The sequence below is a fragment of the Verrucosispora sioxanthis genome (assembly GCF_010560025.1).
Taxonomy (GTDB): domain Bacteria; phylum Actinomycetota; class Actinomycetes; order Mycobacteriales; family Micromonosporaceae; genus Micromonospora; species Micromonospora palythoicola.
Window position 1 is genome coordinate 306,832 of the sequence record NZ_SAIY01000005.1, and the last position, 21,557, is coordinate 328,388.

General features: G+C 73.4%; 9 protein-coding genes and 6 pseudogenes. 9 read left to right on the forward strand and 6 right to left on the reverse strand.

Annotated elements, in window-relative coordinates:
- Positions 1-495: 495 nt before the first annotated feature.
- Entirely contained in the window at positions 496-837 is a 342-nt protein-coding gene (locus ENC19_RS17110) for a hypothetical protein (RefSeq protein ID WP_164447949.1), read from the reverse strand.
- A 907-nt stretch (positions 838-1,744) separates the two neighbouring features.
- On the opposite strand from ENC19_RS17110, the pseudogene ENC19_RS31855 reads away from it, so the two are divergent.
- The 5 genes and pseudogenes from ENC19_RS31855 to ENC19_RS17135 all read left to right on the forward strand — a co-directional run.
- Positions 1,745-2,005: pseudogene (locus tag ENC19_RS31855) on the forward strand (fibronectin type III domain-containing protein); the annotation flags it as partial.
- Positions 2,006-2,222: 217 nt separating this feature from the next.
- A complete protein-coding gene (locus tag ENC19_RS17120) occupies positions 2,223-4,832 on the forward strand; it encodes a fibronectin type III domain-containing protein (RefSeq protein WP_373688847.1) in 2,610 nt (869 codons plus the stop codon).
- A gap of 25 nt (positions 4,833-4,857) precedes the next feature.
- Positions 4,858-5,853, forward strand: a complete 996-nt coding sequence (locus ENC19_RS17125) for an AAA family ATPase (protein WP_164448153.1) — start codon at positions 4,858-4,860, stop codon at positions 5,851-5,853.
- Between the two features lie 14 nt (positions 5,854-5,867).
- Positions 5,868-7,078, forward strand: a pseudogene (locus ENC19_RS17130) (DUF58 domain-containing protein).
- Positions 7,054-9,353 (forward strand): annotated as a pseudogene (locus ENC19_RS17135) (transglutaminaseTgpA domain-containing protein). The pseudogenes ENC19_RS17130 and ENC19_RS17135 overlap by 25 nt, the downstream one beginning before the upstream one ends.
- A gap of 122 nt (positions 9,354-9,475) precedes the next feature.
- On the opposite strand, the pseudogene ENC19_RS17140 reads toward ENC19_RS17135, so the two are convergent.
- Positions 9,476-10,269, reverse strand: a pseudogene (locus ENC19_RS17140) (SDR family oxidoreductase).
- A pseudogene (locus tag ENC19_RS17145) lies at positions 10,266-11,241 on the reverse strand (LLM class F420-dependent oxidoreductase). The pseudogenes ENC19_RS17140 and ENC19_RS17145 overlap by 4 nt, the downstream one beginning before the upstream one ends.
- Before the next feature lie 101 nt (positions 11,242-11,342).
- On the opposite strand from ENC19_RS17145, the gene ENC19_RS17150 reads away from it, so the two are divergent.
- On the forward strand, positions 11,343-12,203 hold the full coding sequence (locus ENC19_RS17150) for a DUF1028 domain-containing protein (protein WP_328824278.1): 861 nt from the start codon (positions 11,343-11,345) through the stop codon (positions 12,201-12,203).
- Between the two features lie 122 nt (positions 12,204-12,325).
- Here ENC19_RS17150 and ENC19_RS17155 read toward each other — a convergent pair.
- Positions 12,326-12,913: pseudogene (locus ENC19_RS17155) on the reverse strand (maleylpyruvate isomerase N-terminal domain-containing protein).
- A gap of 4 nt (positions 12,914-12,917) precedes the next feature.
- The gene (locus tag ENC19_RS17160) at positions 12,918-13,805 is read right to left on the reverse strand and encodes a phosphatase PAP2 family protein (protein WP_164448154.1); all 888 of its coding nucleotides are present in this window, start codon (positions 13,803-13,805) and stop codon (positions 12,918-12,920) included.
- Positions 13,806-13,887: 82 nt separating this feature from the next.
- Here ENC19_RS17160 and ENC19_RS17165 point away from each other — a divergent pair, with 82 nt between their 5' ends.
- Positions 13,888-14,613, forward strand: coding sequence for a DUF3159 domain-containing protein (locus ENC19_RS17165; RefSeq protein WP_164448155.1), 726 nt, complete (start codon positions 13,888-13,890; stop codon positions 14,611-14,613).
- A 279-nt stretch (positions 14,614-14,892) separates the two neighbouring features.
- Here ENC19_RS17165 and ENC19_RS17170 read toward each other — a convergent pair whose 3' ends face one another.
- The gene (locus ENC19_RS17170) at positions 14,893-17,784 is read right to left on the reverse strand and encodes a glycoside hydrolase family 48 protein (RefSeq protein ID WP_208020942.1); all 2,892 of its coding nucleotides are present in this window, start codon (positions 17,782-17,784) and stop codon (positions 14,893-14,895) included.
- A 971-nt stretch (positions 17,785-18,755) separates the two neighbouring features.
- On the opposite strand from ENC19_RS17170, the gene ENC19_RS17175 reads away from it, so the two are divergent.
- Together ENC19_RS17175 and ENC19_RS17180 are read left to right on the forward strand one after the other, a co-directional pair.
- Entirely contained in the window at positions 18,756-20,249 is a 1,494-nt protein-coding gene (locus ENC19_RS17175) for a GH1 family beta-glucosidase (protein WP_166458710.1), read from the forward strand.
- 61 nt (positions 20,250-20,310) lie between these two features.
- Positions 20,311-21,546: an MFS transporter gene (locus tag ENC19_RS17180; RefSeq protein ID WP_164448157.1), complete on the forward strand. Its 1,236-nt coding sequence runs from the start codon at positions 20,311-20,313 to the stop codon at positions 21,544-21,546.
- Positions 21,547-21,557: the final 11 nt, after the last annotated feature.

A 21,557-nucleotide genomic window follows, 5' to 3' on the forward strand; every position in this document is an offset into this window, starting at 1 on the left:
CCCCGGCTCACCACAGGGTTCCGTCGTACCGCCGCCACCGGTCATTCCGTTGGCATCGCCGACCTCGGCCGAGCCGATCCCACCACAGATCCCGCCACCGCCCACGGTGCCACCAACTGCGCTGCCGCAGATCCCGCCACCGGCCGCGGTACCACCGGCAGTGGTACCGCAGCTCCCGCGTCAGAATCCCACAGCCACGTCGCCTGACCCTCGGATACCGCCGCCGTCCATTCCACCGCGGGTTCCGTCCCCGCCCGCGGTGCCTCCGCCGCCAGTGGTCCCGCAGGCGCGGACCTCCTTTGAAGATCAGTCAGCCCGCCCGGTCGACCAGGTCCGGTCGGCTGCGGTGCCACCCGCGCCGATGGTGCCCCCAGTCCCGTCTGTCGCCGTGGCCGGGCCCGACGGCACGGTGCCGGCCCCGTCGTCGCCCGCTGCGCCGCCCACCGGGACGGCGCTCACGACGCCGGGCCCGCCGTCAAGTGGCGCGGCTCCTCGTCAGCGGGTGGAGGACGACGAGCAGACGGGCGTGCTGCGTTCCTGGCCAGCCGCCGACGGGTCGACGTCGGCGCGGAGCGGGGCCGCCTCGACCGGGCATCCCGAGTGGGCCCGGCCCACGATCCGCGTCCAGCAGATCGGGCCACTGCTGGACGAGGAAGCGGCCCGGGCCGGCGATCCGCCCGTACCGCCGGAACCGGCAGCTGGTGTGCCCTCGCCGGTCAGCGCGTCGCCGGCCTGGTCGTCGGTGGTCACTGGACCGTCGGCCGACGGGCAGCCGGTCAGTGCTCCACCCGCCTCGGCCTGGTCGGTCAGCGCGCCACCGGTGCTGGGCCAGCCCACCGAGGCACCCCGGAGCCAGATTCATCCGGTCAGCGCACCACCCGTCAGCGCACCACCGGTCAGCGCACCACCGGTCAGCGCACCACCCGTCAGCGGACCGACGAGCGGGCCACCAGGCTGGGCACCACCCGTCAGCGGACCACCGAGCTGGGCACCACCACCGACGAGCGCACCACCCGTCAGCGGACCACCCGTCAGCGCGCCGCCGGGTCCGTCCGTGCCCGCGCACGGCGCCTTACCGGTCAGCCCGACGGCCGGCCCGCACGAGATGACCGCACCACTGCCGCAACCCGGCCCGACCAGCGGACCGCCGGGTTACCCGGCGACCACCGGGGCGGCCGGCTACCCATCGCCTACCAGCGGACCGTCCGGGTATGCACCGCCGACCAGCGGAGCACCCACCGACGGACCGGCTGACTACCCACCGACCAGCGGAGCAGCGGTCAGCGGGTCGGCCGGCCACCCGCCGACAAGCGGAGCTTCCCACCCTGCACCTGTGCCTTACCAGCCGGTCAGCGGTGCGTCGTACGGCCAGACCGGCGGACCCGGCCCGTACGGGCCGGGGGTTGGCGCGCCGCAGCACGGTCCTGGGGCCCAGCCGCACGGCCCAGCGGCCTATCCGCAGCCCGGCGGTCACGGTGCGCCGCCGCCCTATCCGGGGCCGGCCGCGCCGGCCTGGAGTCGGTCCGGTTCGCAGTTTCCGGGGGTCGCCGCGCCGTACCAGGGACCGTTGGCGATGCCGAGCGGGGAGCCGACGCCGGGTCGCAACCGGGTGGCGATCGTGGTGGCGGTGGTGGCGGTCCTGGTGGCCCTGGCCGCCGTGATCGGGGTGGGTCTGCTGGTCCTGGACCGGCGGGCCGCACCGTCGACGGAACCGGCGACGCCGTCGCTCGGCGCGGTCGGCCCGCCGCCGGGGAACCTGACGATGCGCGACGACACCACGACGATCACGTTGACCTGGACGGATCCGTCGGACGGGCTGGTGCCGTTCATGGTGGCCGGCGGGCGGACCGGGCAGTCGCTGGGGATGATGGCCACGGTGGACCCGGGTCGGACCAGCTACACGGTCAACGGGTTGAGCACCCGGGTGAACTACTGCTTCGCGGTGCTCGCCGTCTACGACACCGACCAGTTCGCCACCTCCGACCAGGTGTGCACGTCACGGTAGACCGTTCCGACCGGCTGGCCGGCGGCTGGCCGGTCCCGTTCGGACGATCGTGGCGGGACACGCCGACGACACGCCACGCTGGGTGTCCACAGGCGGACGGTGCGGGTTCCCGGCGTCCGTAGCGTGACCATATGATGGCTCCCGGCTCAGGGGAGGGGTCGCCGGACGGGGGCGCCACCTGCCGAGACGACACGGGAGGCTGCCGGCTGTGGCGAGCATCGACGAGGCCGTTGCGCCCCGGACCCCACGATCCCGGTCCCGGGTACGCGGTGGTCTGGTCACCGTGGGTACGGTGCTGGCGTTGCTGGCGGCGATGGGGCTGACCGTGCTCGGTCTGGGTTCGGCGGACAACGCGGTGGCCAACTACGACGCGAGTTCGTGGTTGTGGAGCGCCGCGCGCAGCGAGTTGGCGCGGGTCAACGGGGTCACCGCGCGGGTGGACACCCGGATGGAGGTGCCGGCGGCGCGGCGGCATCCGATGCAGGTGACGCAGACCGACCGGCTGCTGGTGCTGCGGGATCTGAACACCGGTCAGATCAGCGCGTTGGACCTGGCGACGTTGCAGATCACCGCGACCACGCCGACCACCCCGGGGCTCGGGGTGAGTGTGGCGTTGCACGAGGACGCGGCGTTCGTGGTGGACGCGGTCCAGGGTGTGGTGCGGCAGCTGGATCCGCGTTCGCTGGCCCCGGTGGGCGAGCCGGTGCGCTATCCGCCGGGGATCACCGGTGGCGCGTTCGACGGCGAGGGCCGTCTGTGGGTGGCGGTGCCGGCGGAGGGCACGGTCTCGGCGATCACCCCGGCGGTGCTGCCGTCCGAGGCGGCGGACTCGCCGGTGGGTTCGCCGCGGGTGCAGACGTACGACGTGGCGGAGGCGAGCCATGAGTTGGTGGTCTCCACGTTGGACGACGGGGTGGCGGTGCTGGACCGTACGGCCGGGGCGTTGGTGACGGTCGTGGCCGGTACGACCCGCCGCACGGCGTTGGCGTCGACGTTGACCGGGCCCGGCATCCTGCCGGTGCGTACCAGCGGGCCGGTGGTGCCGGTGACGGTGCCGGGGCAGCGGCAGGTGCACGCGATCGGCGACGGTGGCGAGGTGCGGTCGTTCACGGTGCCGGGCGACGGTGACCGGCTCGGTCCGGCGGTGGCCTGGGCTGGGCGGTTCTACTGCGCGGACGAGGCGGCGGGCACGGTGTACGCGTTCGACGCGACGGGCCAGCTGACCGACACGATCCGGGGCCGGTGGGGCGGCCCGTTGGAGTTGGAGGTGCGGGAGAACTACCTGTTCATCAACGCGCCGGAGGCGGCGACCGCGCGGGTGGTCGACGACTCGCACCAGGTGCGGGAGGTCGACAAGTACGCCAACGACGTGCTCGGTGGTGATCCGCCGCCGGAGCCCCCGCCGCCGCCTCCGCCGCCGAAGAAGCCTCAGGTGAGCAAGCCGGGAGCGCCGCGTAACGTCACGGCGGCGGCCGGCGACGCGCGGGCCAGGGTGAGTTGGCGGCCGGCGGCGGCCAACGGTGCCGAGATCATCCGGTACGTGGTGGAGGGCGCCGGGCAGCGGTTGGAGGTGGGCGCGAACCAGCGGTCGGTGGAGGTCACCGAGCTGACCAATGGTGAGACGTACCGCTTCTCGGTGCACGCGGTGAACGCGAAGGGCGCGGGTCCGGCCCGGAGCAGCAACCCGGTGACGCCGACCGCGGAGGTGCCGGACGCACCGACCGAGGTGACCGCCGAGGCGCGGGCGGACGGCACGGTGGTGGTGAGCTGGCCGGAGGCGAACGGTCAGGGCAACACGATCGCCCGGTACGCGGTGTCGGCGACCTCGGCGGGCACGAACGCGCCGGTGGGTGAGGCGACCGGCACCGAGCTGGTGGTGAAGGCCGGTGAGCTGGAGTACGGCACGCAGTACGCGTTCACCGTCGTCTCGGTCAACGACAAGGGCGCGGCGTCGCAGGCGTCGCCGGTGAGCAACACGGTGGTGCCGTTCACGGTTCCCGGTGAGCCGTTGGAGTTGCGGGCGGGCACGGTGGCCGACCAGCCGGGGACGGTGGCGGTGCAGTGGTCGCCGGCGGTGGCCAACGGGCGGCCGGTGACCGGGTACGTGGTCGAGGTGGGTGACAAGCGCAGCGAGGTCACCGACACCCGGGCGACCGTGGGTGGGCTCGGTGACGGTCAGAACGTCACGGTGCGGGTCCGCGCGGTCAACGAGGCCGGCGAAGGCGCTGAGGCGACGACGACGGCGCGTACGGTGGCCGCGCCTCGGGTGACGGTGACCGGGTCGTCGGCGACCGCGACGGCGGCGACGGTGGCGTTCACCGTCGACGCCGGTGGCGGTGAGGCCAGTTGTACGCTGTCCCGGTCGGGTCAGCCGGCGAAGAGCGGCCCGTGTTCGAGCATCACGATGAGCGGGTTGGCCCCCGGCACCGGCTACACCTTCACGGTGACGGCGACGAACGCGGCCGGCAGCGGGACCGCCACCAGAGCGCAGCAGACCGACGCCCTGTACGGCATCGCCACCTGCAACAACGGCGACTCAGGCGCTGAAGCCACCTACTGCGACCGGGACCGTGACGGCCGCAACGGCAACGAGATCTTCTCGGTCGCTCGGCAGGACAACGACCGCCAGGTCGGCTGGGCGAAGCCCGGCACCCGGTTGAAGGCGCTTTGCAAGCAGCGAGGCGAAGAGGTGTACGCGTACATCTACAACAACGAGAAGCGCAGCACCTGGTGGGTGCAGGTCGACTACAGCGGACGCAACTACATCCCGTGGGCCTGGCTCAACCTGGAGGGCGGGGACGACATCAACGTCCTGCCCACCTGCTGATTCACCCCAGGCGAGGAGCACCACCGTGAACAGCCAGGAACCGCTCACCCAGCAGGAGGTGCAGGGCTTCGCCGCCCTGGCCGCCCGGCTGGCCGAGAACGTGAACACGGTGGTGCTCGGCAAACCGCAGGTGGTGCGGCTGGCGTTCACCGCGTTGTTCGCCCAGGGGCACGTGCTGCTGGAGGACGTGCCCGGGGTGGGCAAGACGACGCTGGCCCGGGCGATCGCGGCGACGGTGAAGGGGCAATGGCGGCGGATCCAGTTCACGCCGGACCTGCTGCCCTCCGACGTGTCCGGGGTGACCATCTTCAACCAGGCCACCCGGGGCTTCGAGTTCCACCCTGGCCCGGTCTTCGCCAACATCGTCATCGCCGACGAGATCAACCGGGCGTCGCCGAAGACGCAGTCGGCGCTGCTGGAGGTGATGGAGGAGCGGACGGTCACCGTCGACGGGGTGCGGCATCCGGTGCCGCAGCCGTTCCTGGTGGTGGCCACCCAGAACCCGGTGGAGATGGACGGCACGTACCGGCTGCCCGAGGCGCAACTGGACCGGTTCCTGGTGAAGTTGTCGGTGGGGTATCCGGACGAGTCGGTGGAGGTGGAGGTGCTGCGCGGGGCGACGGTCCGCTCCCCCGAGGCGCTCGCGGCGGTGACCGACACCGCCACCGTCGGCGAGATGGTCCGGATGGCCCGGCGGGTGCACATCGCCGAGCCGCTGTACGCGTACGCGGTGCGGCTGGCGGCGGCGACCCGCACCCATCCGCAGGTCCGCGTCGGGGTCAGTCCACGTGGGGTGATCGCGTTGACCCGGGCGGCGTGCGCGTACGCGTTGATCGACGGGCGGGGCTGGATCATGCCGGAGGACTTGAAGACCCTCACCGAGCCGGTCTTCGCGCACCGGCTGCTGCTCACTCCGGACGCCCAGGTGCGCGGGGTGACCGCCGCGGACGTGTTGCGGCAGGCGGTCGCCTCGGTGCCGGTGCCGCTGCCGTCGGGCCAGCCGGCCCCGGCGCACCCCTGACCGGCGAGCCTGTCGTGGGGATCACCGCCCGGGGCATCGGTCTGCTCGTGGCGGCCGTGCTGCTGCTGGGGGCGGGTTTTCGGTTCGGGTACCCGGAGTTGACGCTGCTCGGCGCGGCAGCCGGCGTCGCCCTGGCGGTCGCTGTGGTCGCGGCGGCCCGGCGGCCCCGGCTGTTGGTGTCCCGACAGGCCGACCCGGACCGGGTGGCCCGGGGCGAGCCGGCGGCGATGACGTTGACCGTCCGGAACGCGGGGAGGGTGCCGGCGGCGAGCATGCTGGCCACCGACCGCTGCGGTGACCGGGTGGTGCCGGTGCCGGTGCTGCGGTTGCGGCCCGGCGCGGACACCACGGTCAGCTACCCGGTGCCGACGAGCCGGCGTGGGGTGGTGCCGGTCGGGCCGCTGCGGGTGGTCCGCCGCGACCCGCTCGGCCTGGTGGTGCTGGCCCGCTCCTACGGCGACGTCGTGCTGGTGTGGGTGCACCCGCGTGTCCATCCGCTGCGGGCGGTGCCGACCGGTGCGGGACGCAGTCTCGACGGGCGGGTCGACGCGGTGCCGCACGGTTCGATCACCTTCGACTCGCTGCGGGAGTACGTCGTCGGTGACGAGTTGCGTCGGGTGCACTGGCGTACCAGCGCCCGGGTGGGTGAGCTGATGGTGCGGGAGAACGTGGACACCAGCCTGCCCCGGATCGTGGTGCTGCTGGACAACCGGGCGCTCGCGCATCCGGACCGGGTCGGCGGGGTGGCGGAGTCGTTCGAGTCGGCCTGCGAGGCGGCGGCGTCGGTGGTCACCGCCGCGGTCCGCGAGGATCTGCCGGTGGTGCTGCTGTTCGTCGCCGCCGAGGACACGTCCGCCGGACCGGGCGACGGCGGTACGGGCGGCGGGTCCGGTGACGTCGTGGCCGGCGACGGGTCGGGTTCCGGTCCTACGGGACCGTTGGACCGGTTGGCGGCGGTGACGCTCACCGGCGAGGGCACGTTGGAGGCGGCGGCGGCGCGGCTGCGGCGCGACCGGCTCGGCGACACTCTGGTCGTGCTCACCGGACCGGGCGCGACCGACGATCTGGGGGCATGTGGGCGCGCGCGCGGCGCGTACCCGTCGGTGGTGGTCGGGATCTTCGGGGCGGCGGAGCCGACGCCGCCGGGTGCGGCCGGGCTGGTCGTCGTCGACGCGGCCGACGGGCGGCCTTCGCCGCCGAGTGGGACGGGGTACGCCGGTGGTGAGGCTGCTGCGGGCGGTGGCGGTGCCGGCGACGCTCGTCGTGCTGGTCACGCTGGCCGGGGTGGTGCTCGGCCGGGTGTACGCGGGGTCGCTGCTGACGATGCTGGTGGCCGGCGCGGCGGTCGGGTCGGTGCTGGTCAGCGTCGTGACCCGGCGGCTGCCGTCCTGGCTGGTCGCGCCGGTGTCGGTGCTGGCCATGCTCGGGTGGACGGCGGTCTGCCTGCGGGTGGCCGCGACCGACCGCGCAGCTGCCGGGCGGGTTCGTCGAGGTGGCCGGCGACGCCGCCGGTAACGCGATTCCCCGGCTGTTGACCGCGATGATCCCGGTGCAGGCCACGCCGGACACGGTCCTGCTGCCGGTGGTCGCCGCCTGGCTGGCCGGGCTGGCCGGCGCGGAGGTGGCGCTGCGGGCCGGGCGGGTGCTGCTGGGTTACCTGCCGCCGGTGCTGCTGCACGCCGGTGCGGTGTACGTGGTCGGACCCAACGCGGGCCGGCGATCGGCGCGACGGTGGCGGTGGTGGTGACGGCGGCGCTCGGGTTGGCCGTGTCGTCCCGGCCCCGGACGGCGACCCGGTCGACGGGCTTTCCCCGGTGGTCCGGTCCGGGCTACGGGCCCGGCTGGCGGTGGCCTCGGCCGCCGGTACGGCGGTGGTGGTGGCGCTTGCCGCGCTGCTCGGCCCGGCGGTGGCCGCCCTGGTGGAGACCCGACCGGTGGATCCACGGCGCTACGTGCAGCCGCCGCAGGTGGAGACGCTCGACGAGAACCCGCTGATCCGGATCTCCGGTTGGGCGTTGAATCCGGAGCAGGAACTGTTCCAGGTGGCGACCGACCTTCCCGGCGGCACCGGCCCGACGGACCCGGCCGAGGGTGCCGCGACGGACAGCGTCGGGGTGCGGATCCGGCTGGCCGTGCTCAGCGACTACGACGGGGTCACCTGGCGGGTGGGCGCGACCTACCGCAACGCCGGCCGGATCCTGCCCACCACCGAACCGGCGCCGTACGCCACGGTCGAGACCGTACGGCAGGAGATCACCGTCGGTGACCTCAGTGGACGGCTGCTGCCCGCGGTGCCCACCCCGCGGGAGGTCAGTGGTGCCCGGGTCGCCTACGACCTGGGCACCGGCACGCTGATCCGCCCCGACGGTCTCACCCCGGGTCTGCGTTACACGGTCACCTCGGCCCGGGAGCGCCCGGACAACAATCTGCTGGCCACCGCGAACACCCCGGCCGGTGACGCGGTGGCCCGGGTGCTGCACGTCCCCGACGGGGCACCCGAGCAGTTGCGGCGGCTGGCCACCCAGTTGGCTGAGGAGAACGGCGCTCCGTACGCGCGGGCGGCGGCGATCGAGCAGTGGCTGGCCGAGCATTACCGGCTGGTCGCCGACGCGCCGAGCGGCCACGCCTACCCGAATCTGGCGTTCTTCCTGTTCGGGCCGCGCAACGGCGGCGGGCAGCGCGGCACGTCCGAACAGTTCGCGGCGTCGTTCGCGGTGCTGGGTCGGCTGGCCGGGCTACCGACCCGGGTGGTGGTCGGGTTCGCCGCCCCCGGGTCGGGTCCGGTGCGGGCCGCCGACGCGTACGCCTGGCCGGAGGTGCTCTTCGACGGTCTCGGCTGGGTGTCGTTCGACCCGCTGCCCCGGCCGGATGAGGAGCCCCGGCCGGTGGAGGAGGACTTCCGCCCGCAGCCGGAGGACCCGCCACCGTCGGAGCAGCCGGAGCCCACCCTGGAGCCGACCGCGTCGCCACCGGCGCAGGCCGCGCCCGGCGGACCCGCCGACGACAGCGGCGTGCCGACGCCGGTGCTTGTCGGTGGCACCGGCGGTGGTCTGCTGCTCGTCGTGGTGGCGTTGCTGGTGACGCTGGCCGGGCTGCGCCGGGCACAGACCCGGGCCCGACTGCGCCGGGGCGACCCCGGCCACCGCATCGCCGGCGCCTGGCGGGAGCTGACCGACACGCTGCGACTGGCCGGTCGGCCGGTCGCCGCGGACCTGTCCGCCACCGAGGTCGCCACCGTGGCCCGCGCCACCTTGACCGAAGCGATCCGTCGGGACGCCACCACCTCGGGTGCGCCCGATCCCGGTGCCACTGCCGCTGTCGACGACCTGGCCAGGTTGATCAACCAGGTCGGTTTCGCACCCGGCGCGGCCTCATCGGAGCAGGCCGGGACGGCAGCCGAGGCGGCCACCACCTACAGCCGCGCGCTGCGCGCCACTCTCCCCCGCTGGCGTCGCTTGCTCTGGTCCGTGCACCCCGGCCCACTCCGTTGGCCCCGCTGACCCACCACCCGCCACCGACCTACCCCGCCGCGATCATGCAGTTGTGGCACCTGACAATTCGGCCTGTTGGGGACCTTTCCGGTGACCCAACTGCATGATCGACGCGAGTGGGGGTGGGGGTGTTAGGGGGTGGTTAGGCGGCGGACGAGTTTGCGGAGGCCGGACTGCCAGCCGTCGGGGTCCTCGGCGCGGCGGCGGGCGTAGTCGGCCACCTCCGGGTGCGGCAGGATCAGGAAGCGTTCCTCCGCCATTCCCGCGACCGCTGCCGCGGCCACGGCGTCCGGGCTGAGCACCGCGCCGGAGGACGCGATGACTCGGGCACCCAGGTGCCCGGCGGCCAGTCCGTCGGCCAGCATCGGGGTGTCGACTCCCTGCGGGCACAACGCGCTGACCCGGATGCCCCGGTCGCGGTAGGTCACCGACAGCCATTCGGCGAATCCCACGGCGGCGTGCTTAGTGGTGGTGTACGCGGCGTCGCCGACGGCGGTCAGCACGCCCGCCGCCGAGCAGGTGTGCAGCAGGTAACCACTACCCCGGGCGAGCATCGCCGGCAGCACCGCCCGGGCGGCGTACACGTGGGCGAGCACGTTGACCCGCCAGGACCGTTCCCAGCCGGTGTCGTCGACCTCCACTCCCCCGCCGGTGCTGACTCCGGCGTTGGCGCAGAACACGTCGATCCGGCCGTGGCGACGTTCGGTGTCGGCGACCAGGGCGCGTACCTGTTCCTCGTCGGTGACGTCGACCGCGACCCCACGGGCCAGCGGGCCCACGGCGGCGGCGACCGCCTCGGCGGCGGCACCGTCCAGGTCGGCCAGGACCAGCGCGGCGGCACCTTCGGCGGCGAACCGCCGGGCCAGTGCCGCACCGATCCCCCGGCCCCGCCGGTGATCACCGCTACCCGGTCGGTGAGGTTCACGCCGCCTCCTTCGCGTCGCGGCCGAGCCGGGCGAACAGCGTGGTCAGGGCCGCCGGGTCGGCGGCGGTGGCCTCCGGGGTGGGCAGCAACGCCAGCACCGGTACGTCCACCCCGGCGTCGACGTACCGGTTCACCTGTGCCCGGCACTGCTCGGGTGAGCCGTGCAGGATCAACGCGTCGACCACCTCGTCCGGGATCGCGGCCAGGGCGACGCGGCGGTCGCCGGCCGCCCACGCCGCCCACATGCCGGCGAGGGCCTCCTGCCGGCCGAGCCAGCGGTGGAACTCCGCGTACGCGGGTACGGTCAGGTAGCTGGTGATCATCCGCCGGCCGAGGGTGCGGGCGTACCCGGCGTCCTCCGTGGGACAGACGAAGATCCGGGCGACCACCTCGAACTGCGTCCGTCGTCGCCCCAGCTCGGCCACCGCCCGGGGCACGTCGGTGGCGGCGAGCCAGTTGAGGATCACTCCGTCGGCCTCGGCGGCGGCCAGCCGCAGCATGCCGGGACGCAGCGCGGCCAGCAGCAGCGGCGGCGGCACCGCCGGCGGCCGTTCCAGGTGAACCGGCGGACGGCGAAGGTGAAGGCACCGTCGACGGTCCCCCGCGCAGCGCCGCCCGCAGAAAACGCAGCACGTCCCGGGTGCGCCGGAACGGTTCGGTGAACTCCACGGCGTTCCAGTCGGAGACCACCACCGGTGACGACGCGCCGATGCCGAGGGCGAACCGGCCGGGGGCGGCGTCGGCGAGCGCGGCGGCGCTCATCGCCAGCAGGCCGGGTCCGCGGGTGAACGCCGGGGTGATCGTGGTGCCCAGCCGCAGCCCGGGTTGCCAGGCGGCGGCCAGCGTCAGCGGGGTGAACGCGTCGGCCCCGTTGACCTCGGAGGACCAGACGTCGGTGAAGCCGGCGTCGGCGAGGGCCGCGTACACCGCGGCGTGGTCAGCGAGCGGGATCCCGCCCATCGGCACCGTCATTGCCCATCGCGTCGTCATCGGTCGATGGTGCCCGGCCCGGCCTCGTCGGGCAAGGTCATGGCGACGGTCGCAGGACCGTCACCAGCGCTAACCTGTCCAGCGTGACCTTCTCCCTGGTGGCCCGTTCCGACGACGGCCGACTGCACGGCGTCGTCGTGGCGAGCCGGTTCCTGGCCGCCGGCGCCCTGGTGCCGGGTGCCGCGGCCGAGGTCGGCGCGATCGCCACCCAGGCGCACGTGAACCTCGCCTACCGGCCGCAGGGGTTGGCGCTGCTGCGGACCGGCGTGGCCGCCGCCGGGGTGGTCGCCGGCCTGGTCGCCGCCGACCCGGAACGCGATCACCGGCAGGTCGGTGTGGTCGCCGCCACCGGGCCGGGTGCCACCTGGACCGGTCCACTGCCGTGGGTGGGCCGGTGGGCAGGCCGGCGACGGCTGGGCGGCGCAGGGCAACATCCTCACCGGCCCGCAGGTCGTCGACGGCTGCGCGACGCCTGGCTGACCGGTACCGACCTGCCGTTCGCGCAGCGGCTGCTCGCGGCGCTGCGGGCCGGCGAGGCCGCCGGAGGTGACCGGCGTGGCCGGCAGAGCGCGGGGCCGCTGGTGGTGCGCCGTGGCGGCGGATACGGCGGTACCGGCGACACCATGATCGACCTGCGGGTCGACGACCATCCCGACCCGATCACCGAACTCGACCGGCTGCTCGCGGTGCACACCCTGCTGTTCAGCCGGCCCGATCCGGCGACCCTGCTGGAGCTGACCGGTGCGTTGGCCACCGAGGTCGCCGGCCTGCTGACCGCGCTCGGGTATCCGGCCGACCCGGCGGAGCCCGAGGACGCGTTGGTCGCCTGGGCCGGGTTGGAGAACCTGGAGGAGCGGCTGGCGCCCGGTCGGATCGACCCGGTGGTCCTGGCCCACCTGCGGGCCGCCGTTCCGCACGTGCCGGCGCCGCGCACCGCCGCCTGACAGTGAGGCCGTGGTCGGCTCCGGTCAGCCGCCGAAGGCGAGCAGCTGGATGCCGGCGGCGTCGAGGGCCTGCTGCTCGGCGCGGTTGCGCGGGCTGCGGCCGGTGGCCTTGCCGATCAGAGTCAGCTGGTCCAGCCGAGGTCCGGCGGTAGGGCGTGCCCGCCGGTGAGCAGGTCGGCGATCACCCGGGCGGCGGTCGGGGTCAGCCACGGTGGCCGGTCCAGCGCCTCGGCCAGGTCGAGGCCGTGCACGCCGACCTCCACCACCCGGGTACGCAGGAACTCGGTGACCGTCATCGCGTCGCCGTGCCGGGTGCGGACCACCCGGTCGGCGGGGTGGGCGTCGACGGCAGTGGTGGCCCGCCAGGCCCGGTCGAGTCCGTGGCGAGCACCCGCCGGCCCGGCCCGGCGCCGGTCCGGCGTCGTCCGCGGCGGCCTGGCCCTGGGCGGCGGCGATCCGGGCGGCGTTCACCGCCGGGAGGAACTTCGCCGCACCGAAGTAGCCGGCGGCGTCGACCTGGGCGGGACCGGCGCCGGGGCGGCCAGCATGTCGGCCAGCCGGCCGGCTCCGGTGCGCACGTGGGCCAGCAGGTCGGCCACCGTCCACGGCACACAGCGGGTCGGGCGGTCGAGGTCCGACCGGTCGAGGGTGCGTAGTACCGCGCCGAGCCGGTCGCACTCGTCGTGGAAGGCCGACCGTACGACGCCCATCCGCTCAGCCCTTGTAGCGGGGGACCAGACGGTGCACGGCGGTGAGTACCAGCGCCATCACCACCGCCATGGAGCCGGCGATGCCGGCGGCGCCGCCCGCGTAGCCGACGAACAGCGGACGGCGGGACAGCTCCGCCGCCGGGGTGGACCGCAGCCCAATCAGCCACCACAGAGCCAACGCACAGCCGGCGATGGCCAGCAACCCGCCCACGCCCAGCAGCAGGGCGGTGAGCCGGTGCGCGTCACCGGCCGCGACCTCCGCCCGTTCCCGTTGGGTGATCAGCAGCAGCAGACCGGCCAGGGCCGCCCAGACGCCGACCACCAGGAACGCGGCGACCGCGTCGCTGGGCCGGTGCCAACCCGCCGACAGGGTGGCCACCCCGGCGGTCGCGGCGTAGCCGGCACCGATCACGGCGCCGACGGCCCGCACCTTCGGCGGCAGTACGAGGACCAGGGCCACCGCCACCGACCCGGCGACCGTGGTGTGCCCGCTGGGCAGGCTGTTGCCGACGTAGACCCGTTCCAGGTCGATGCCGTAGTCGGGGCGGCTCAGCCCGTACTTGAGCAGTTGGGTGGTGACGTTGGCGCCCGCGATCAGCAGGGTCGCGGCGACGGCGAGGGCGACCCGACCTCGGATCAGCGCGATGAATCCGATCATCACGGTGACCGCCAGCAGCGACACCACGGACATGGCGTTGAGGATCCGGTCGACCGGTTCCTCGATGTGGTCGCGGCCGATGCGGTTACCGGTGAGGGCCACCGTGTCGATCCACTGGCCGATCTCCGTGTGCAGGGCGAATCGCCACACGGCGATGAAGGCCGCCGTCTGGATGAGGGCCAGCACGACCAGCCAGACCGCTGTACCCCCCCGGGGCGTCACGCGCACCCGCACAACTTAGCGGCACGCCCGCGACGTCCGGCCGGTGGCCCGCCCGTGGCGTGGCGATAGGTTGGCCGCAGGTGAAGGAGGGCACGTGACCGGTACCTCGGAGCGGGACGCCACCACTGTCGGGCGGGGCGAGTCACTGGCCGATCTGCTCGGTGGGCGTCGGGGAGCCGTGGACGCCACCGTGCCGCCGGTAGCGTTCACGGTGGGTTGGCTGGTGGCCGGTCGGTCGGTCCTGGTCGGGGTGGTGGCGGCCCTGGTCGCCGGAGCAGTGGTGGCCGGCTGGCGGTTGCGTCGCGGTGACCGGCCCCGGTCGGTGCTGGTCGGGCTGCTGGCGGTCTGTGTGGCCGCGCTGGTGGCGGTGCGCACCGGTCGGGCCGAGGACTTCTTCCTCGTGCAGGTGTTGGCCAATGCCGCCAGCGCGCTGGCCTGGGCGGTGAGCATCATGGTCCGGTGGCCGCTGCTGGGGGTCGTCGTCGGCACCACGTTGGGCCAGCGCGGACGCTGGCGGCGTGACCCGGCGCTGCTGCGGGCGTACGGGCGGGCCAGCTGGGTGTGGACGGGCACCTACCTGCTGCGGGTGGCGGTCTTCGTGCCGCTGTATCTCGGCGGCCACGTGCTCGCCCTGACCGCCGCCCGGGTGGGGCTGACCTGGCCGCTGGTCGCGGCGGCGTTGGCGGTGAGTTGGGCCGTGCTGCGCCGGTCGCTGCCGGCCGGTCATCCGGGGCTGCGGCATCCGGTGCTGCCGCCGGCCGGGCCGGCCGCGGGCGGGCCGGACACCGGCGAGCCCGACGCGCCGGGGCTGGGACAATAAGGGAGAGGCCGCCACGGGGGGAGCGGCCTCTCCGGTGATGTACGTTACTCCGTCCCGGGCCGGGTTGTGATCCCGGGGCGGTCACTTTTTTTCGCTATGTGCGCGCCGTGCCCGGCGGCTCTCCGACGGTGGGGTGGGCCGACCGCTCCGCTGCGTCGGCCAGAGGGCCGACCCACCCCGGCCTGACCGTGGGTGTCAGGCCGTCAACCGGACCTGCCTCTACCCCCGAGGCCCGGCCGGCGCCTCCGGGTGGGTCATCGCCCACCCGGAGGAGTTCGTTCAGCCGTTGGGGAACAACTTCCCGTAGTCGGCGTAGGCCATGGCGACGTCCGCCTGGGCCCAGAAGCGGTGGTAACGGAACTCGGGCTCCGGACCACCGTCGAGGTACGCCTGCACCTTCGGCCACGCCGGGTCGTTCTTGTAGAACGACCGGATGTCGACGAAGCTCTTGCCCGGGGCGATCTGGTCACCGTTCGGCATCTCACCGGTCCAGCCCGGCGGGATGTACAGGCCCTGCCCGGTGGAGGCGTTGTAGACGTCGTCGAAGCGCCGGTAGTCGCCACGCTTCTCCACCGTCGAGACACCCTGGGCGTCGCTGTGCGCGTGCAGCGCGTCCAGCAGGCCCTTGGCGGTGGTCTTCGCCGCCGTGTTGCCCGACTTCGCCGCGTAGGCGATGAGGGTGCGGGCGTAGGCGGCGGCGACGCCGACGTCCTGGCCCTTGACCGTCACCTCGACGTGCAGGTTGGTGTTCGGCTGCGGGTTGCTCGGGTTCCAGTTGTTGGGCTGGCCGGTCCACTTCATGTCCGACGGGATGGACCAGTTGGCGCCCAGCGTGGTGTTGGCGATCGCCCACGGCACCCACTTGTCCAGCAGCGCCTTGGCCTTGGCGTTGCCGCTGACCAGGTACAGCTCGGCGATGCGCTGCATGGACCACGCCTGCATGCCGAACCACTGGTTCGACGGCGGGTCGTTGTAGACCGGGTCCTCGTCGTAGAACATGCCGTAGAAGGTGGCCGTGCCGGCCGGCGGCGTGCCGTAGTGCCCGCCCCAGCTGTTGGTCGCGCCACCGGCGATGCCGCCCTCGGCCGACTGGAGCCAGGTGTAGAACTCCAGCTGCCGGTTGAGGCTGTTGGTCCAGTCCGCCGCCGCGGTCGGCGAGCGCGGCTTGAGCTCGTTGACGTTGGTCAACGCCCAGGCCGCGAACGGGTTTTGGTAGCCGAAGTGGCTGTGGCTGGAGCCGATCCGCCAGGACCAGTTCTGGCTGGTCTCGTACGCCCCGCCCCAGGCGTAGTACCAGGAGAGCAGGTAGTGGGCGGAGGTGCGGCCGGAGCCGGCCGGGCAGGTGCTGGCCCCGACGCAGTTGCCGACCCGCTTGAAGTACTTGTCGAACAGGGCGTACCGCAGGTAGTCACCCATCTTGGCGGCCTTGGCCACGGTGGCCGACACGTCGGCCGCCTTGTTCTGCTCCTTGGCCCAGGTCAGTGCCCAGTACGCGGCCTGCACGGCGCGGGCGTCGGCGTCCGGGGCGTTGGTGTACTTCCACTGCTTGGCCGGGGTACCCGACTCCTTGATGAACAGGTCCAGGTAGCCGTACTGGCCGCCGTGGGCGAAGGTGTCGCAGGACGGCTGCGGCACGGTCTCCCACACCGACTCCTGGGTCCCCCGCTGGAAGGTGTTGATGTACGCCGGGCGGGTGGTGCCGTCGCCGCAGCGGCCGTAGCCGTAGACGTTGTCGACGTCGAGCAGCCAGTGCATGCCGTAGATGTCACCGGTGCCGTAGGTGGAGCGCAGTTCGGAGCGCAGCGGGTCGGCACCCACCGGTACCGATGGTTGCAGCTGCGACGGGTACTGGTTGGGCAGGTCGTGCTCGGCGGCGTACTGGGCGTCGCCGGCGGCGCCGGCGGTCGGCTGGTCGGCCGAGGAGGGGATGATGTACTTCTCCATCACCGTCCAGGCGCTGTTGAACGGTGCCCAGTTCTGGGTCACCCGACCGTAGTAGGCCTCCAGCCACAGCCAGAAGCTGAACGCCTCGGAGGTGGTCTCGTGGCCGTGGTCGGGTGCCTCGACGATGAGCGTCTCGATCGAGTGGTACGGCACACCCTCCGGGCTGAAGTAGCCCGAGTTCTTGATCTTGTTGTACTGGGTGAGGAAGCGCTGCACGTACTCGCCGTCGCCGCCGGGCACATCGTTGTCGATCTCGGTGACGGTGACCGTCGCCGGGGTGTGGCCGGTGGCCGAGGCGGTGACGGTGGCGGTGCCACCGACGGTGTCGGAGTCCTCAGCCGCCCGGACGGTCACGGTGACGCCGGTGTTCCAGTTCGACGTGGTAAGCGTCGCCGAGGTCGGGGTGACGGTGACATCCGCGTCACCGGTGCGGGCCAGGCCCACCGCCACGCTCGAGGTGGGTGCCCGGTTCAGCTTGAGGTTGAACGTCGAGCTGCCACCCTCGGGCACGGTCAGCGCGGTCGGCGTGGCGACGAGCGCCGGCGAGGTGGAGCCGGCGACGGTGAACGACCGCTCGGCGACCGCCGACAGGCCGCTGTTGTCGTACGCCCTGGCCTGCACCGTGTAGTCACCGGCGGGCAGGCTCTCCAGGGTGTACGCGTACGGCGCGCTGGTGTCGGTGTTGACCAGCAGCCCGTTGCGGTAGAACTCGACCCGGGCGACGGTGCCGTCCGGGTCGCTGGCGGTGGCGGTCAGCGGCACGGTCGCCGGGGCCGTGAACGGGCCGGCGGGCACCGACAGGCTGACCGTCGGGGGCTGCTGCGCCGTGCCACCGCAGGTGACCCCGTTGACCGAGAACGAGGTCGGCTTCCCGTTGGTGCCCGAATAGGAGCCGTTGAAGCCGATGCTGGTGCTGCCGCCGGCCGGGATGTTGCCGTTCCAGGACTCGTTGACGGCGGTGACCTCGCTGCCGCTCTGACTCCACCGGGCCGACCAGCCCTGGGTGACCCGTTGGTTGCCGGGGAAGGCGAACTTCAGGGTCCATCCGTTGATCGCGTCACCGGTGTTTCTGATGGTGACGTTGGCGGTGAAGCCGTTGCTCCAGTCATTCGTCGTATAAACCACGTCGCAGGCCGGTGCGGCCTGTGCGGCGGCGGCGGGGACTGTCGCCCCACCGATCGCCAGCGCCGCGGCGGCGAGCCACGCCAGGCGCCGACGTCTAGCCAGGTTTCTCATCTGCGCGGTGTCTCCTCGGACCAGGCCGGTGGCGGTGGCGCACCGGCGGTGGCGCCTCGGGGACGACGGGTCCGCCGAGGTGCCAGTGGATGGTGGTCGCTGCGGCCCGGGTCGGGCCAGCGCGGCGGGGCACCGTATGGGACGGCAGCTGCTCCCGCTGCTAGCAGGACGCCGTACCGGACGAGCCGGAAGCCCTCGGCGACCCGCGCACGCGTAACTTGGCTCCGCGCGGTCGATCGACAGTGTGCCATGGAAGCGCTCCCAGCACCAGCAAGGGAACTTCCGGAAACACCGACTTGTTTCGATCTCATTTTGGGGCTTTCACAAAGCCGTGACGGGCGTTACAGTCGCAACAACGTCGATGGGAGCGCTTCCATCGACAGAGTTCCACCCGGAATATCGCTCGGGGTCGTGCCCACGGCTCCGGGGAACAAACCACAGGCCGACGGCGGGCCAGCCCGGACACCGCCGTCAGCCGTCACCCCACCACAGTGGAGGGAGGTGGATCCTCAGCCACTCGCGTGGCCCGGCTCCCGCGCGACACGCACAACTGGGACGCCAATCCGAACGTGCGTGTACCGCAACACGGTGGGGACGGGGGTTGCCCTCCCCCGTCCCCACACTAAACCCCCGTTCACGATGGGAAAAGAGGCCGACGGGTCAGACGCGCACCACCCGCGCGCCCCGCACGGCAGTCGACCCGCCCGCCGACCGCCATCCGCGACGCCCCGCCGACCGCCCGGGCGCGCACAACGGTCCGCCCGCGGTACTCGGCGCACCCGGTCCCGCCGCATCAGCTGCCCGACCGACACAGCGCCCTTCCCCACCCCACGTCACCCGCCACCGAGGCAGTCCGCCCCACCCCTCGCGACGACTCGGCCCAGCGGGCACCGCCTACCCTCTACCCTTTGTTGGGAGCGCTCCCGGGCTCAGGCGGTCGTCCCCATCCACGAGGAGAACCCATGTCGATACTCACCAGGCGGCACCTGCTGCGCCGCGCGGCGCTCTCGGCCACCGCCGCCACCCCGGTCAACGCCGTCCTCGGCAGCACCGCCGCAGCCACCACGGCCACCGGTCTCGCCGGCTGCCAGCCCGGCGACCCGGCCGACGACACGGCCACCGCGTCGAAGCCGACCACCCGGCGGTCCTTCCCACCCGACTTCGGTTGGGGCGCCGCGACCTCCGCGTACCAGATCGAGGGCGCCGCCAAGGAGGACGGCCGCGGCGAATCGATCTGGGACACGTTCAGCCACGCGCCGGGACGCACCCGCAACGGCGACACCGGCGACGTCGCCGCCGACCACTACCAACGCTATGCCGAAGACCTCGATCTGATGCGCGACCTGGGGCTGCGCAGCTACCGGTTCTCCATCTCCTGGCCGCGCATCCAGCCCGACGGAACCGGCGCCGCCAATCAACGCGGCCTCGACTTCTACCGTCGCCTCGTCGACGGCCTGCACGAACGCGGGATCGCCCCGATGGCCACGCTGTTCCACTGGGACCTGCCGCAGAGCCTGCAGGACACCGGTGGCTGGGAGTCCCGCGACGTCGCCCAGCGCTTCGCCGACTACGCCGCCATCGTCTTCGACACCCTCGGCGACCGGGTGCCGGTCTGGCTGACCATCAACGAGCCGAAGACCGTGGTGCAGAACGGCTACCTCTTCGGCCACCACGCCCCCGGGCGGCAGGACCCCGACGCGGCGTACCTGGTCGCCCACCACCTCCAACTCGCCCACGGCCTCGCCGTCCGCGCCCTGCGCGCCACCGGCGGAAAGAGCCGCATCGGCCCCGCCTTCAACCTGCACCCCTGCTACCCCGCCGACGACTCGACCGCCGCCGCGGAGGCCGCCCGCCTCTACGACGGCTACGAGAACCGCCTCTACCTCGACTCCGCGTTGACCGGCAGCTACCCGGCCGACGTCCTGGCCGACCTCGGACCCGACAGCCGGATGGTCCGCGCCATCCGCGACGGCGACCTGGAGATCATCTCCAGCCCGATCGACCTGCTCGCGGTGCAGTACTACACCCCGATCTACGTCACCGCGTCCGGCGGCACGGTACGCCGCTGGCCCACCTCCGAGGCGGAGTGGCAGCAGATCTACCCCGAGGGGATGTACGACGTCCTGACCCGGGTCACCCGCGACTACGGGCCGATCCCCCTCACCGTCACCGAGAACGGCCTGCCCACCCCCGACGAGCTCAGCGCCGACGGCACCGTCGATGACGACGGCCGCGTCACGTTCCTCCGCGACCACCTGACCGCCGCCCACCGGGCCGTCGCCGAGGGCGTGCCGCTGGAGAGCTTCCACGTCTGGTCCCTGCTCGACAACTTCGAGTGGGCCGAGGGCTACGAGCAGCGTTGGGGACTGATCTACGTCGACTACCCCACCCAGCGTCGGGTGTTCAAGCGCAGCGCCCACTGGTACCGCCAGGTCATCGCGGACAACGCGGTCTGACCCCGTCAGCCTCGGCGGCGGCCCGGCTCCGGGCCGCCGCCGAGGCACGTACGATCCCCGCATGCGTGACCGAAGCCGGTTGGGCCGGCCGTTCTGGACCTTCTGGAGCGCCGCCGCGCTGGCCAACCTCGGCGACGGCATCCGGGTCGCCGCCTTCCCGCTGCTGGCCGCCGCCCTCACCGACGACCCACTGGCCGTCGGTGCCGTCGCCGCGGCCCAGTTCCTGCCGTGGCTCGTCTCCGGTCTGCTCGCCGGCGCCCTCGCCGACCGCCGAGGGGCCCGCACGCTGCTGGCCGCCGCCGACACCGGCCGCGTCGTCGTGCTGGCCGCGCTGGCCACGACGGTCGCCCTGGGCTGGGCCACCATCGCCCACGTCGTCGCCGCCGCGTTCCTGCTCGGCGTCGGCGAGACCATCCGGGACACCGCCGCCCAGACCGCCGTACCCAGACTCGTGCCCGACGCGCAGCTGGAGAAGGCCAACGGGCGCCTGGTCGCCGGGGAGATCGTCGGCAACGAGTTCGTCGGTCCACCGGTGGGTGCCCTGCTGTTCGTGCTGGGTGCCGCCATCCCGTTCGCCGTCAACGGGGCCACCCTGGCGCTGGCGGTGATGCTCGTCCTCTCCCTGCCGCTGACCCTGGCGCACCGAGCCACCCCGGACCCCGCCGACGCCCCGCCGGCCGCCGACGGTGACGGCGTCCTGGCCGGCCTGCGCTGGCTCCTCCGCCAGCCGATGATGCGCACTCTGGTGCTCGTCACCGCCGCCGTGGCCGCCGCGGACACCGCCTGGTTCGCGATCTTCGTGCTCTACGCCCGCGACGCTCTCGGCCTCGGCGCGTTCGGTTTCGGTCTGCTGCTGGCCACCGGCGCGGCCGGTGGCCTGCTGGGCTCGTTCGCCGCCGACCGGGTCCTCGCCCGCTTCCACCACCGGTCGGTGCTGACCTGGTCGATGGCCGTCACCGCCGGCGTGCCGGTCCTGTTGGCCGTCGTCGGGCACCGCGCCGTCGCGGTGGTCGTGGTGGTCACCACCAGCGCCGCGTTCGCCGTGCTCAACGTCGCCGCGCTGTCGGTACGCCAACGGCTGGTGCCGGGCGGGCTGCTCGGGCGGGTCATCGCCGCCTCCCGCCTGGTCACCTACAGCTGCACCGCGCTGGGGGCGCTGGCCGGTGGTGCGCTGGCCGCCCGGGCCGGCATCGAGGCGCCGTTCCTGTTCAGCGGCGTCGTCGCCGTGGCCGCGACGGTCGCCTGGTGGCTCGCCTCCCGCCCCACCACTCCCGGTGCCGGGCTCGGCCTACGGTAACGGCCGGCAGC

What these genes read in the sequence shown, in the direction of transcription:
- ENC19_RS17175 (WP_166458710.1), top strand. Translation starts at nt 18,756, where the DNA reads ATGTCGATACTCACCAGGCGGCACCTGCTGCGCCGCGCGGCGCTCTCG.
- ENC19_RS17180 (WP_164448157.1), top strand. Translation starts at nt 20,311, where the DNA reads ATGCGTGACCGAAGCCGGTTGGGCCGGCCGTTCTGGACCTTCTGGAGC.